Annotated in this window: 17 protein-coding genes; 15 read left to right on the top strand and 2 right to left on the bottom strand. The window is 63.2% G+C overall.

The features are described from left to right. Window positions 1-14: 14 nt before the first annotated feature. A complete protein-coding gene (locus C1N74_RS04065) occupies window positions 15-503 on the top strand; it encodes a YajQ family cyclic di-GMP-binding protein (protein ID WP_137750037.1) in 489 nt (162 codons plus the stop codon). 2 nt (window positions 504-505) lie between these two features. Here the strand turns inward: C1N74_RS04065 and C1N74_RS04060 are convergent, their stop codons facing one another. Together C1N74_RS04060 and C1N74_RS04055 are read right to left on the bottom strand one after the other, a co-directional pair. After that, complete coding sequence (locus tag C1N74_RS04060) at window positions 506-1,498, bottom strand: site-specific integrase (protein WP_258318002.1); 993 nt, start codon at window positions 1,496-1,498, stop codon at window positions 506-508. Between the two features lie 106 nt (window positions 1,499-1,604). Then, window positions 1,605-2,132, bottom strand: coding sequence for a helix-turn-helix transcriptional regulator (locus C1N74_RS04055; protein ID WP_137750036.1), 528 nt, complete (start codon window positions 2,130-2,132; stop codon window positions 1,605-1,607). A gap of 105 nt (window positions 2,133-2,237) precedes the next feature. Here C1N74_RS04055 and C1N74_RS04050 point away from each other — a divergent pair, with 105 nt between their 5' ends. From C1N74_RS04050 to C1N74_RS03980, 14 genes are all read left to right on the top strand, one after another. Next, complete coding sequence (locus C1N74_RS04050; RefSeq protein ID WP_137750035.1) at window positions 2,238-2,408, top strand: AlpA family transcriptional regulator; 171 nt, start codon at window positions 2,238-2,240, stop codon at window positions 2,406-2,408. A gap of 489 nt (window positions 2,409-2,897) precedes the next feature. Beyond that, window positions 2,898-3,323 carry a hypothetical protein gene (locus C1N74_RS04045; RefSeq protein WP_137750034.1) on the top strand — a complete coding sequence of 142 codons (426 nt, stop codon included), beginning with the start codon at window positions 2,898-2,900 and terminating at the stop codon, window positions 3,321-3,323. A 29-nt stretch (window positions 3,324-3,352) separates the two neighbouring features. Beyond that, entirely contained in the window at window positions 3,353-3,886 is a 534-nt protein-coding gene (locus C1N74_RS04040; RefSeq protein ID WP_137750033.1) for a hypothetical protein, read from the top strand. Between the two features lie 325 nt (window positions 3,887-4,211). Beyond that, window positions 4,212-4,412 carry a hypothetical protein gene (locus C1N74_RS04035; protein ID WP_137750032.1) on the top strand — a complete coding sequence of 67 codons (201 nt, stop codon included), beginning with the start codon at window positions 4,212-4,214 and terminating at the stop codon, window positions 4,410-4,412. A gap of 41 nt (window positions 4,413-4,453) precedes the next feature. After that, complete coding sequence (locus tag C1N74_RS04030) at window positions 4,454-4,939, top strand: hypothetical protein (RefSeq protein WP_137750031.1); 486 nt, start codon at window positions 4,454-4,456, stop codon at window positions 4,937-4,939. A gap of 302 nt (window positions 4,940-5,241) precedes the next feature. Beyond that, entirely contained in the window at window positions 5,242-6,165 is a 924-nt protein-coding gene (locus C1N74_RS04020) for a hypothetical protein (protein WP_137750030.1), read from the top strand. Between the two features lie 169 nt (window positions 6,166-6,334). Continuing rightward, entirely contained in the window at window positions 6,335-6,706 is a 372-nt protein-coding gene (locus tag C1N74_RS04015; protein ID WP_137750029.1) for a hypothetical protein, read from the top strand. A gap of 13 nt (window positions 6,707-6,719) precedes the next feature. Further along, window positions 6,720-7,373 (top strand): hypothetical protein, encoded by a 654-nt coding sequence (locus tag C1N74_RS04010; protein ID WP_137750028.1) that lies wholly within the window; start codon window positions 6,720-6,722, stop codon window positions 7,371-7,373. 315 nt (window positions 7,374-7,688) lie between these two features. Next, entirely contained in the window at window positions 7,689-10,367 is a 2,679-nt protein-coding gene (locus C1N74_RS04005) for a phage tail tape measure protein (RefSeq protein WP_137750027.1), read from the top strand. Beyond that, window positions 10,367-11,005, top strand: coding sequence for a hypothetical protein (locus C1N74_RS04000; RefSeq protein ID WP_137750026.1), 639 nt, complete (start codon window positions 10,367-10,369; stop codon window positions 11,003-11,005). Before C1N74_RS04005 ends, C1N74_RS04000 begins: the two co-directional genes overlap by 1 nt. A gap of 112 nt (window positions 11,006-11,117) precedes the next feature. Further along, window positions 11,118-11,582 (top strand): hypothetical protein, encoded by a 465-nt coding sequence (locus C1N74_RS03995; protein WP_137750025.1) that lies wholly within the window; start codon window positions 11,118-11,120, stop codon window positions 11,580-11,582. A gap of 8 nt (window positions 11,583-11,590) precedes the next feature. Then, window positions 11,591-12,253 (top strand): hypothetical protein, encoded by a 663-nt coding sequence (locus C1N74_RS03990; protein WP_137750024.1) that lies wholly within the window; start codon window positions 11,591-11,593, stop codon window positions 12,251-12,253. A 7-nt stretch (window positions 12,254-12,260) separates the two neighbouring features. Then, window positions 12,261-13,274, top strand: a complete 1,014-nt coding sequence (locus tag C1N74_RS03985) for a hypothetical protein (protein ID WP_137750023.1) — start codon at window positions 12,261-12,263, stop codon at window positions 13,272-13,274. Between the two features lie 148 nt (window positions 13,275-13,422). After that, window positions 13,423-13,734: a hypothetical protein gene (locus C1N74_RS03980; protein WP_137750022.1), complete on the top strand. Its 312-nt coding sequence runs from the start codon at window positions 13,423-13,425 to the stop codon at window positions 13,732-13,734. Window positions 13,735-13,868: the final 134 nt, after the last annotated feature.

The raw sequence follows: 13,868 nt of genomic DNA, 5'->3' as shown, positions 1-13,868 counted from the left end.
GTAGGCTGAGCGGCATGGCAGATTCCTCGTTCGACATCGTCAGCAAGATCGATCGCCAGGAGGCCGACAACGCGCTGAACCAGGCCCGCAAGGAGGTCGAGCAGCGCTACGACTTCAAGGGCACCGACGCCTCCATCGAGTGGTCGGGCGAGTCGATCCTCATCAAGGCGAACTCCGAAGAGCGCGCCAAGGCCGTGCTCGACGTCTTCCAGACGAAGCTCATCAAGCGGGGCATCTCGCTCAAGAGCCTCGACTCGGGCGAGCCCACCGCTTCCGGCCGCGAGTACCGCGTCGTCTCGACGCTGAAGGAGGGCATCTCGTCGGAGGATGCCAAGAAGATCAGCAAGATGATCCGCGACGAGGGCCCGAAGTCGGTCAAGTCGCAGATCCAGGGCGATGAGCTGCGCGTGCAGTCGAAGTCGCGCGACGACCTGCAGGAAGTGCAGCGGATGCTGAAGGCCGCCGACCTCGACGTCGACCTCCAGTTCGTCAACTACCGGTAAGACTAGCCTCTGACCTGGGCTTTTCCGTCAGCTGTCCGTGGATTGTCCGCCGGAGCGAGAACCGAGGCCATGAAGTCCGCCGCCGCGGCTCGCGTCTTGTCCTCCGCAGACGGCCACAAGTGGCTGTAGACGTTCAGGGTGATTGACGGCTGAGAGTGGCCTAGCGCGCGCTGCACCGTGACCACATCGCAGCCGGCCGCGATCAGGCTCGAGGCGTAGGTGTGGCGTAGCGCGTGCAACGTCACGTCCTCGGGCAGACCTGCGGCCTTGCGGATCCGCCGCCACTCCTCACCCGCGTTGTTCCGATGCCACATCTGACCGAGCGGCGTGCGGAACAGCAGTGCATCCGGAGACGACGAGCGGTCGACGAGCGAGAGCACACTCATAAGTCCATCGGGCCCGAACACGTCACGCTCCGAACCGGCCTTCGGAGGAACGATCTTCGCCGTCTTGTGCGTCGATCCCTGCACCTGCTGGCGCACACCGATCGTGCGACGCAGGAAGTTCACATCCTTCACCCGCAGGCCCGCCGCTTCACCGAGGCGTAGGCCGGCGAACGCGCAGACCGCCACGAAGGGCCGGAAGTCGCCAGCCGCATCGAGCGCGGCGGCTACCTGCTCGACGGTGAGCAGTTTCATCGCCGCATCAGAGCGACGCGTGCGGGGCGACTTCGCCCCCTCAGCCGGGTTCGTCGGAATGACCCGATCGAGCGTCGCCGCGCGGAACGCCATCTGCACATAGTTGACCCGCGTACGGATGGTCGACGCCGCCAGCCCGCGCTTACTCTCCCCCGAGATCCACGCCTGCACGTGCGACGGGCGCACCGAGCCGATTGCGCTATCAAGCCATGGCACCGACATGACCGACGTCCGCGCCGCCTCGTGCGTACCATCTGCCCACACCTGGCGACTCATCCACGCCTCAACCCACGCCCGCCACGTCACCTTGCCCGCGCGAGGGTCGGCATACTGACCGGTCACGACCGCGGCCGTCACCTCGTCGATCCAGCGCTCAGCGTCCCGTTTGAGCTCGAAGTGGCGCGCGTGCTCCTTGCCCTGGGCGTCGGTGTACCGGGCCCGCCACCGCCCGTTCGGACGCTTCTTAACGCTCGCCATTGCGGGCTTTCTCCTTGTGCATCTTCGCGAACGGGCCACCACCGGGAACCGGGTGTCTCGACGTCATGCGCCTGCCGACGATGATGTTGGCACGGTCCATATAGTCGGGCTCGAGGTAGCCGGCCATCATGCTCGTGATCTCGTCCACGTCGACGCCTTCCGCGACCATTTCGTCTGCGGCCTCGACGAGCGTGCGTAGCGTCGCTTCATAGTTCTCCGCGGCCTGCCAGAGCGCCATATTGGCTCGCTGCAGGTCGGTCGCGTGGTTGAACAACGTGTACCAGGACGTGTGTGTCGTGAGCGCGTTCAGGTCGAAGCCAAAGATCTTCGCCACCGCCTCAGCCTCGGCAAGACGAAGCGGGCGCTTGCCCTTCTCGACGCTCCACACGGTCGCCTGAGCCCAATCAAAGCCGGCTTCTCGCATCTTGTCCGCAAGCGCCTGCTGACTCATGTCGCCTCGCAGGCGCGCCAGATTGTGCCCCAGTTCCTGATCGCGCGTTCGCTTCTCTTCCACGTAAGACAGCGTATCCAATCTTCGACCACGAAATCCAGTTGCGGACGACAAGATCCTGTGTACTATGAAGCATGGTCGAAGTAGACCACGAGAGGAGATAGCTTCATGCCGGACCAGCTGTTCACCGTCAGAGAGACGGCCCCCAAACTCCGCACGACGGAGGCCGGACTGAGATGGATGCTCCACGCAGGCACTGCGCCTCGGAGTATCAAGATCGGCGGACGCCGCATGTTCCGCGAGTCGGACATCGAACGATTCATCGCCGAGGCGTCATGACGTCGCGCACGCGCCCCGCGGTTCTTGATGGCTACGCACTCGAAGCTTCTGCCTCGCAGCATCCCGCGGTCTTAGCCCGCGTTCACACGGTCATCGTGTCTCTTCTCACCGAGCACGGCGCAATGACTCATGACGAACTGATCGACGCCTACGGCAAGCGGGCGGCATCGAGCGAGAGCGTCCCGTTCGCAACGGATCAGTCAATCCGCACCCGAACATCGGAACTCGTGCATCGCGGACTCGTGAGAGCCGGGGCGGAACCGGGTCGGTCGAGGCACGGTCGTCGAGCTACCCGGTGGGTGCTCGCTTGACCCACGACCCGCCCGAAACGACCTTCACACGAGATCTCGTCGCTACCGACATCTCGACCTCGAAAGCTCCCTACAAAGGGAAAAACCCGGCTGGCCGGCCGGGTTTCAGAACCGCCCCTAACCACTACGAAAGGACCGATCTGTCATGAGTATGACACAGACCACCCCCGCTCGCCAGATGACCATCTGCAAGGAGGCCATGTGCGTCGAGTTCGGGCAGGAACACGAGCCCGACGACTACCACCAGGCATCCCACGTCTCTGTCTACCGCGACTATCACGAGGCCGTCTGCTACGACATCTTCGTCCGGAAGGAAGTCACCCCCGGCAACGCGACGAATCAGGGATGGTACGTCGAGCTTCGAGCCGACGAGTTCTTCGCTGACCTCGCGAGCGTCCGCAAGTTCACGGCTGACCTCGCGGCGGCTGAGGAACTGGCGCAGCGCTGTGAGGGCTACGTCAACTTCGAAGCAGTCTGTGACGCTTTCCCCGGCATGAACGTGGCGGATCTCTTCAAGACCCCGCACGTCCTCTCGCCGGTTACCCGTCACATGATGTGGCGCCTCGAGGAGATCGCCGTGACGCTCAAGGCGGACGAGCATTGAGCCCGGAACTGAGCGCCGTACTGACAGGCGTGCAAGACGTCATCGACCAGCGCGCGACCCTCATGGGGACCGCGCAAGACACGCTGCGCTCTATGGGGCACGCGACACTCGTCATCGACTGCCGCAGCGTCATCCCCAACGGAGAGCGCGTCTACATCGACGAGATCCACAGCATGGACTACGACCAATCGCCGTCGGTTGAGTATCGGGTCAACGTGACGCCGCTTCCCCGGGTGAGCACAATTGACGTGGCTACTTGGCGGTGGGCGCTCACAGGCGAGGAGACGGTCACCCTGCGGGTGTCCCTGGGCACCTGGCAGGTAGTCCTCTCCGATGAGAAACGACACCTTCTCGTACAGCTCGCGCCCGACGAGATCGGCCACCGCCGCTCGATCCCCAAGCTGCGTAACTGGGCCGGAAAGAGCGACCTCCGAGTACGGGCACGCGGCGACCACATGCAGCTCATCGACCCGCTCGGGTACGTCGCCCATGAAGGCACGATCGCAAGCGCGTTCCGGTGGCTGTGCGGCTACGAGAACACCGCTGGTGAGGTCGCAGCATGAGCACACACCAGGTGCGGAGCCAGGGCGGAATCACCCGCAGCCGTCACCGTACGCCCGATCAGGACTACGTATACGAGCGGATCGCAGCGCTCATCAACCGTGGCCACAGCGACCTCTCAACCGCGCGCGCACTCGGCATCTGCAACCGAACGGTGCAGCGATACCGAGAGCGACGCGGGATTCCCAACATGTACGAGAGGACGGCGCAAGCATGACTCACACGTGCGATACCTACCCGTGGTGCGTCGAGACAGACCGAGAGCACAACACCGACGATGACGACCACTACGGCGAGGTTGCGATAGCTCGCGCCGGGAAGAGCTCAGTGCGTGTCTGGGCTGACCAACGCCCCGGTCAGGGCTGGGTCATCCTGCTCGACGACCTCGAGTGGCGTATCAGCGCCCCGAATCTGACGGAACTCGGGAAGGAGGTCGAACGAGAGTTCCGCGACATCCGATCCATCGTCGACCAGATGGAAGCAGCGATCACCGCGTGGCATGCAAATCTTCGCAACCTGGCCGGCTGAGCGCTGCGCACACAACTGAACACCGAAGGGAGGCGCGCGTAGTGGGATCTCGACTTGTCAAGCAACTCATCGCGTACGCCATCGACGTGCCCCTCAAGCCGAATGAGTACCGGCTCATGACGTACATGGCACTGACTGCTCTGGACGACGACACCCCGCCCCGCTACTTCGACTCTCGCGAGGCATCCGCGCTCGCTCTCGGTCGGCGTGTGAGAGACGAGGTACACCCCGATCATCCGGACCACGCTGAGATCCAGCTTGAGCGGAACGCGGCGTTCTCGGCAGTCAAAGAGGCCGTTAGCGGGCTGACCGGCATCGGGGCGATCCGACGCCTGAAGTCAGGTCGAGCGGGCCGGCGAGCAGAATTCGCGGTCGTGATCGACGTCCAGATGAGCATCAACACAGAGGAGTACAGGAGGCGGAGGAAGGGAGACGGCTCGCGACCCAGGGGCAGGGAATCCCTACCCCTCAAGGGCAGGAAATCCATACCCCTCAGGGGTAGGGAATCCCTACCTGCAGGGGTATGAAATTCCTACCCCCTAAGAACAAGGAAGGAACCACTGACTACAAGCATCAGGAAATACATCACCAAACCAACCACCTCACTAGGGCCTGTGGATAACTTCTCGGCCTGATTTCAACATCGACCATGATCTTCTCTTCACCCGGGGGTATGGCCCACCACATACCCCCACAGCCCCCAGTAGCTCAGAGGAAGAGCATCCGCTTTCTAAACGGCCGGCCGCAGGTTCGAATCCTGCCTGAGGGACGCTCGCGTAGGCACTTGCTTGGCAAGTGCTTAGCAAGCCTCACGACGAAAGGAAACACGATGACGAAAGCAAAGACCCCGACCCTCACGCTCGAGAGCCCGAAGACGCTCGCAGCAGCCACCGCAGCCGAAGAACTGAACGCTGCCGCGACACAGCTCGAGAACGCCCAGCAAGCCGCGCTCGCACGGCAGATCACCGGACGCGACCTCAAGAACATCCAGGCCGACTACGACCTCGCCAAACTCCGATCCGACGCCGTACAGGCCGCAGCCGACCGCGAACGAAGCAGCCTCGCGCCCGACGCTGAGATCCACGCAGCCATCACCGGTCTCATGGATGACTCGTCACTCAAGGCCGACGAACTCACCGCAGCATTCGCGCAGCTCGACACCGCCCTGCAGAACATCCGAGACGTGAACAACAAGCGGAACGCCGCGATCCTTGGTTGGGTCAACAAGCTGCGTGACCTCGGCGTACCCGACCAGGGACTCACCATCGACGACGAAGAGGTGAAGATCTACACCTCCGCCACGGCCGGCACGACGATCACCATCGGCGGCAACCAGATCTCAGCACTCCGGAGGCCCGCCGCGTATGTTGCCCACGCCGTCAACCAGCACACCCGCGACGCACGGTCCCAGCTTCTCGACCCCGCAACGCTCACACGCCTTGACCAGCGGGACAGCGAACGCGCTCCCGCTTTCCGCGTCAAGCTCACTCGGCCCCTCGGCGGCAAGCCCGCCGGTCACATCCTCAGCAGTCGTGAGATCAACCCGACGAACCTCGCGCGCACCGTCCGAGACGGTAACGCCGAACTCATCGAGGGCACACTTCCTGAGCTCCCCGCCGAGGCCAGCCGCACCTACCTGCCAGTCGGGTCAGACACCACGCCGCTCGAAGGAACTCCCACACCGCGACAGGCACACGACACCGCACGCGACGATGCCGCAGTGACCCACGCAGTCGACCGCGCATTCTCCTAACCCACAGCGGGGGGTGCGGGGTACTCCCCCTGCACCCCCAAGTACCGCCGGGGATAGCACCACACATCCTGCATGCGCTCAAGTCCCGTTTTTTCGGCCCCAAATGCACTCGTCCGAAGGAGATTACCGTGAACAACGCCCGCTACCGGGACACCACCAGGAGGTGCAGATGACCCAACGAATCGCAGAGGGTTCGATCATCCTCACCCCCGCTGACGTGCGGATCATCTACGCCCCGTTGCGGATCCGCGAGCACCGAGCCCGTGCAGGCAGCACGACACGGCTCGGACAGATCCTCACCGAAATGTCCATCTGCGCTTTCCACCAGCCTGCCGGTTCCGGCAACGAGCCCCGGCAAACGACGGCATCAGAGGAACGTAGCTACTGGACGGTCAGGCAAGTTGCACGAGCAGCGAACCGGGCCGAACGCACCGTGAGGCTCGACTGCCAGGACGGACGGCTACCAGCCACCAAAGCACCCAACTGGCTCATACGAGCAGAAGACGCGAAGAGCTACATCGCCGGAAACCGGACGGACTGAAGGAGAAACCCGAATGGCACTCACCACGCTGAACCAGAAGCTCAACAAGCTCCGCGACACCGCGGCTTCGACTCAAGCGAACCACCGTGAATGGGTAGCCAGCATCCGGGCAGACGAGCGCCTGTCGAGCACCGGCAAGAATGCCGAACTCGCCAAGCGCTACCTCAGCGCGAGCCGCACCCTTAGCGACCTCGACCGGCAGGAGCGCGAAGCTCTCGAGACCACACGCGCCGAACTCGAACGGAAAATCTTCGGCCAGTTCAGCAACGACCCCAGCGCCATCATCGCCTACCGCGACGCCCAGGACCGAGCAACCGCGCTCACCGAGAAGGACCAGGCGAAGGCTCTCACGATGATGCACACCGCCGAGCTCGCCGGAGACACCACCCTGCAGGCGGCGCTCATCAGCCGCGCACTCAGCGCCGGCTGGGACCGTGTCATCAGCCAATACAACAACGACAACCCCAACGCCGCCGGAACCCTCAAAGACCTCGCCGACGTCATCCACTTCCAGACCGACCCGGATGTCCAGTTCAACGCGACCTCCGCGTACAGCCTCATCAAGCCCCAGGAGCTCGGGCGTCACACCGACGCCACCCTCGAACGCATCGCCGCCGAAGAGCAACCCAACGAAGGGCAGATGTGGGGCGGGGCGCTCACCGCATGACCGCGCTGACCGACGTGGGGGCACCCCCTCATCCCTCACTGCCTCGTACCGCCGGGGAGGGCATTAAGGGGTGTGTCAGGTTCAAAACATTTGGGATCCGCAAAACCTTTGACCTGACAGACCGAGAGTTCCCCTCCCCGGCGGTACTGCTGGGTGCCGACTCAGGCCCCTCCCCCACCCGCGAACGAAAGGCGTCAGCGATGTCAGATACGACTCCCGATGGCCGATCGCGACCGCTGAGTCGCGAAGAAGCACAGACCTGGCAGCTCAAGACATTCGCGGGGCGGAACCCCACCGCGAAGGAGACCGCGGTGCGTGAAGCTGCGGCTCGCATCGAAGGAGAACGCAATGGCTGATCGGTCTGTTGCTGTCCGTCTGTCTCTGCTCGCTACGGGCTACATGTCCGGGATGGATCAGGTTGCGCAGAAGACCGCGAAGACGGGGACCGAGCTTGAGAAGCTGGCCCAGAAGAAGCAGGTTCTCACGGACCTGGGTGGCCTGGCCTTGGGGTTCGGCGCTGCCGCGGCTGCTGGTGTGGCGTTGGCGGTATCTCGGTTTGCTGAGTTCGACCAGCAGATGTCGAACGTGCAGGCGGCAACGCATGAGACATCCGCGAATATGGACCTTCTGCGCTCTGCCGCCATTGAAGCTGGGTCATCGACGGTCTATTCAGCGAGCGAGGCGGCCGGCGCGGTGGAAGAGCTCGCGAAGGCTGGCGTGTCGACGGCTGACGTTCTAGCCGGAGCGCTGTCTGGTTCTCTCGATCTTGCGGCGGCCGGTGAGCTGGGGGTGGCTCGCGCCGCAGAAATCACCTCGACCGCGCTGAACCAGTTCGGGCTGTCGGGTGATCAGGCGTCGCACGTGGCGGATGTTCTCGCCGCCGGCGCTGGTAAGGCGATGGGTTCGGTGGAAGATCTGGCGAACGGTCTCAAGTTTGTGGGCCCGGTGGCTGCGGCGATGGGTGTGTCGCTCGAGGAGACGACGGGTGTCCTGGCGATGTTTGCGCAGCAGGGCATCATCGGTGAGCAGGCGGGGACGTCGCTTCGTGGCGTGCTTTCCTCGCTTACGTCCCCGTCTGCCCAGGCGCGCAAGGAGATCGAGCGTCTTGGACTCACAATCTACGACTCGCAGGGTAACTTCCTCGGGCTCGAGAACGCCGCCGGTGAGTTGTCGGAGGCGTACACCAACATGGATGGCGCGTCTCGTGACGCTTCGCTCGGCATCATCTTCGGTCGCGAGACTGTGACCGCGGCGACGGCCCTCTACCGGGCTGGCGCGAAGGGAGTGGACGAGTGGACGGCCGCTGTCGATGACAGTGGCTACGCCGCTAAGACCGCCCGCGACCGCCTAGACAACCTCGCTGGCGACCTCGAGGCGCTGAGCGGGGCGATGGACGCAGCGCTCATCCAGACGGGTTCCGGAGCAAACGACGCCCTCCGCGAGCTGGTGCAGAGCCTGACCGGTCTCGTCGATATGTACAACGACCTGCCCGAACCCGTCCAACAGGCGGTCCTCGCCATCGGCGGTGGAACCGCTGCCATTCTCCTTGCGGGCGGAGCAGCATTCACCACCGTCCCGAAGTTCCTCGAGATGAAGGCAACGATGGATGCCGCGGGCGTGTCCATGAAGGGCGTAGCCGTCGGGGCTGGTGTCGCTGGCCTCGCCCTCGGTGGCTTGTTCATGGTTGTTGGTGAGCTGGCCCGCCGTCACGCTGAAGCGCAGGCCAAAGCTCGCGCTTACGCTGACACGCTCGAGGCCGGTACCGACAAGCTCACGAACGCGTCCCGCGACCTCGCCAAAGAGAACCTCGCAGCTGAGCAGTCGTGGCTGTGGATGTCTCGCGGATCCGCGTATGACGCCGCCGAGAAGCTGGGTCTCTCCCTGGACACGGTCACCGACGCGGCGATGCTCAACGCGGATGCCCTTCGGGAGATCGACGACGTACTCAAGGCGGGTGAGGGATCGCAGGAGGCCGCGCAGCGTCTCGCCGACAGACTCGGCATCTCACTCACAGACGTATCCTCCGCGTCGACATTGGTAGCCGAAGCGATCGCAGGCGAGAACGGATCGATCGAAGAGGCGATCCGCGTGAAGGAGCAGGTCAACTCCGTCACCGACGACCAGGTCGAAGTTACGAAGACAGCGGCGGACGCGTACCTAGAGTCCGCCCAGCAGGTTGGAGGGCTCAACGACCAACTCACCCAGCTCATCGACACGATCAACGAGGCAAACGGTGTCGGGCAGGACGCCATCACCGCCAACCTCGACTATCAGAACGCGATCGCGAAGGTCGACGAGACCATCACGAAAGCCCGCGAGGGCCAGGAAGGCTACGCGCTCACTCTCGACACCGGAACACAAGCCGGTCGCGACAACCTCGACATGCTCGTCGACCTCGCATCCAAGTCACAAGACGCCGCTCAAGCCCAATTCGACGCGACACAGAACACAGACGAGTTCCGCCAGGCGCTCGTCAACGGCCGGGACGATCTGATCCGCCGCGCCCAGGATCTCGGATACAGCGCCGACGAAGCAAACCGCCTCGCTGACCGCATCTACGCGATCCCCACCGAGCGGGAATTCGAAGCACTCGCTAACACAGCGGTAGCTCAGGAACGAGTGGAGAACTTCCTTGCAGCTATCAACGCGATCCCGTCCGGCAAGACCTTCGCGCTGAGCGCAACGGTCGGTGGTCTCGGATCGCTCGCGATCCCTGGACAAGCAACCGGTGGTCCCGTGTACGGACCCGGGACTGCGACATCCGACTCGGTGCTGCGTCGCCTGTCCAATGGTGAGCACGTTGTTACTGCAGCCGAAGTGAACGCCGCTGGCGGCCACGGCGCAGTCGCTGCCTGGCGGTCTGCGGTGCTCGGAGCCGGCGCAGGCAGCCTAACCCGTGAAGCCGTCGGGACCGCCGACAGCCAGGACCAGATCATCGAAACCCGCCGCCCCCGGCCGGCGATCTTCGCGGCCTTCGACAAAGGAGAGGCATAATGAGCCTCCTCATCTTCGACCAGCAAGAACACGAAGTCGTCATCTTCACCGACACGCTGGTCTCCACCGCTGACCGGCGACCTGTCGGATACGCCCACAAGCTGTGGACCTACCCCGACCAGCGAATGGTTCTCGCGATGACCGGGACCGCCGCGGTCGGAGACCTCTGGAACGCTCGCATCCTTGAGCTGATTGACGACGACAGCGACATTGAATCGATCGCAACGCTCGCGCAGTCAGAGCTAACCGCCATACATGGTCAGGTGTCTGCCGTATTCGGCGACCACGGCACATCGACGATCTACATGTGGGGCTTCTCTCGAGGCACGGACGACCTGGTCAGGTACGTCCACCGCTCCAAGCTCGACTACGCCCCCGAACGAGGCAGCGGGCAGGCCTTCGGACACAAACCGCGAGCCGAGACCTTCGAGCCCGACCTACCCGAGACGCCCGAACAGGTGATCGAACTCGCGATCCAGCTGAAACAGGAGAACGACGACAGCCGGAGCTCAGACCCGGTAGCGATCGGTGGCGATCTCATTGCAACGCGTCTCACTCCGACCAGCATCGAGCACCAGCACTGGCACCGATTTCATGACTACGACCGGCTCCACCTGAGCGCGGAGCGGGAGGCATGACGCAGCGGAGCTGCGGTGCTGGAGCACGGATTCCGTCCGGTAGTCCGGCGTGTCGGATGCCGGAGGGACACTATCATTCTCGGGACAGACACAAGGAAGGAGGATCGCGTCAGTGCAGGTGATTCTGAAGTATACCGGCGTTGATGGCGGTCCGATCCTGCGCCTTGTTGACAACCCGACGAACCTTCCTCCGATCGCATTCGAAGAGACGGGACGGGGCCGCATACCCCGCCTCGGCTCCCAAGACCTGCTGCGGCTGGCCGCGTACGCCAAAGAGCATGGTTGGGACGTAGACAAGCTTGAGCTTGCGGACGTGAATCTCGACCCGATCGAGGACGAGAAGGAAGAGTCTCGGATACAACGTCAACTCGTGGGAGCACTCACGGGGCAGGGTGCGAACGCCGCTGTCCAGTTACTACTGTCAAAATATCCCTACCTCACAGTGCTCGGGGTGCACTTCGTAGGCCCCAACCACCGCGGCTTCGTGATCCGCCGCAATGGCGTAACCCAGGCGGAGCAGGGTGCTTCACCGATTGACCTCGTTAGGCCAGCGTGGGAAGCGCTTCGCCTCGCGTAGGCGAGTGGGTGATCCAGCTCGTTCAGCTAGCGGTCATCTACGTCGCCACGGTGCATGTCCCACCGATCCTGCAAGGTTGGTGGCCAGACATCAATCCCATCATCGCGGCCGCCATAGGCCTCATCGTCACTTCTCTGGCGACCACGATCCTGGTGTGTTTCGTGATCATCCCACCGCGTCTTTCGGTCGACTGGCGGACACCGGGGAACGGCATGCCCGTGACCAGGCTGGACCTTCCTCGTGATGGGTTGCAGCGTGGAAATGTGGCGTACGAATTGAGCATCACTGGGGCCGCGCGGAGCTTTGTGGGATGGCTCATCCTCAGAGCCGTCACGCACCGAGGCGACGTCGAGCTACGCATCCATACCCGGGCCGCCCCTCTCTACCTAACCGCCGAGAACTCCACGCCTCTAGTACCTGACGGCAGCAAACGCATCCAAGAAGCTCAGGACGGGGACGGCGTTGTCGCCCGCTTGCTGGACATGCCTGTTAGAGAGACATGGATGTGGAGCATGGTGTACTTCTCTGCTCGCTCGTCAGGTGCCGTACCCAGCGGCACCCCGTTCACGATCACCTATTCCGCGCACTGTCCGAACCGGTTCGTCAGCAGATGTGCAAAGGTTCTCTTGAGGACGCAACGTTCCGCGGACTTGATCAACATTCACGGGTAGGAGACACGTGCCAACTTTCACTTCGTCACAGGTTGGCGTCTACCCGGCGCGGTTGATCACGACCACCTCCCTTCGTGAGATCAGTGACGCCCTCGTGCAGAACCGACCTGTTCACGCGACGCTCGAGCCCGGCTGGGGCGGGCCCGCTCTAGGGACCGACGTTGCGCTCGGCTATCGCAACGTCCCTGCGCCAGTAAGCGATCCGATCCTCCTGCCCGCCGAGAACGGATACCCGGAACGGCTTCACGCACGCTATTACTTCTTCAAGCCAGACAGCACTCTCAGGCGGCAGTTCTCCGATCGTGATCCGGCTGAGTGGCACACGCTGGAAGCAATCGACCTGCTGATCAGCCGCGTGCCTGGAAGCAGCTCGGAGTACCTGTGCCTGATCTCCGCGCGGCAGAGCACGCTTGCCGCCCGCCCCTGGATGAGCCTGCTGAATTGCGTGGGCTCCGTAGATGATAGATTGACGGGCGCTTTCGAGACATCCGTCGTGTCCCTGGAGGACGCCGACGTATTCTTGTGGCTGCTAACCCGTGTGAGGGATCAACCAACGCTCGACAGCGCCACGTCCGTCACCAAGGTTGATCGCATCTATGGGCGCGACAACGCCAAGCGTCTGACTTCACTATCACAAGGCGTGGACTTCGACCGGCCAGCTTTCCTAGTCGCGGTCGCGGAAAAAGACCGCTTAGGACCCGCCCGCATCAAGCTCGCCGACGTCGCGATCGACGCTCGGTTCGAGCTCGATCTGTCAAGTAACGGCGCATTCCGAGTACTTCAGGACGGTACGCACTACAGAGATTCGGTCGGTGATGAGACCCGCTGGCGCGCCGTCCACGACCTCGCGTACAAGCTCATTCCGAAGATTCGCGCGGCCTACCTCGCGGACCACGAGTGGTTCGAATCCAAGCGAGAGAGCGAGATTCGAAAGTCTGTGACGGCGCTTCTCCAGCGGTACACCGCAAGATCTGCTCCCGACGCCAGGGCGGCAGACGACCAGGCGGCAGCACTCAGGTAGTGGTTCTCGTCAGGCTCCCTCGACACTGCTACCGGCGAGCTGACAGAAAGAGCCACTCCTGGCACCGGACGAAGCTCCTTGAGGTCGACGCTTCGTTCCTGGCGTTTCGACTTTCGACCGAGGAGCCGCAAAAGGAGACTTGAGAAGTATGGAAACGATTCGACGCCACACAGCCCGTGCGTTCATCATCGTTGCGCTAGGTTTCGGCACATTTGTAGGTATCAGTCAACTGTTCGGTATTGACGTTAGGATACTAAACCTTCTCGCCGTGCTCTTTGCTGGCGCAGGGACCGTCGGAGTGATGCTCGCCGATGTGTACGGCGGAATACCTTTATGGCGTTCAGAGAAGCCTGAATCCCGCCCGCTGCTGGGAGGTTGGCTACGGATCATTGGCACAGCGCTTCTGCTGGCCTCCGCCGCCTACGCAATAGTCGCGGCGTTCAAAGGTCTCGTGGGATGACGAGGGGGCACGGGGGTCGAGGTCGCTTCCTGTCTTAGCCGTGACGACGAGTCACAGCGTTGCGCCACACCACGGTATTCAACTCCCCCGCCGGGCTCATCCAGTACACGACGACCACCCGATCATTCCACCCA

The sequence above is a fragment of the Microbacterium sp. SGAir0570 genome (assembly GCF_005491085.2).
In the GTDB taxonomy this organism is placed as follows: domain Bacteria; phylum Actinomycetota; class Actinomycetes; order Actinomycetales; family Microbacteriaceae; genus Microbacterium; species Microbacterium arborescens.
Note: the sequence above shows the minus strand (reverse complement) of the source record. Positions and strands in the feature narration are given on the sequence as shown.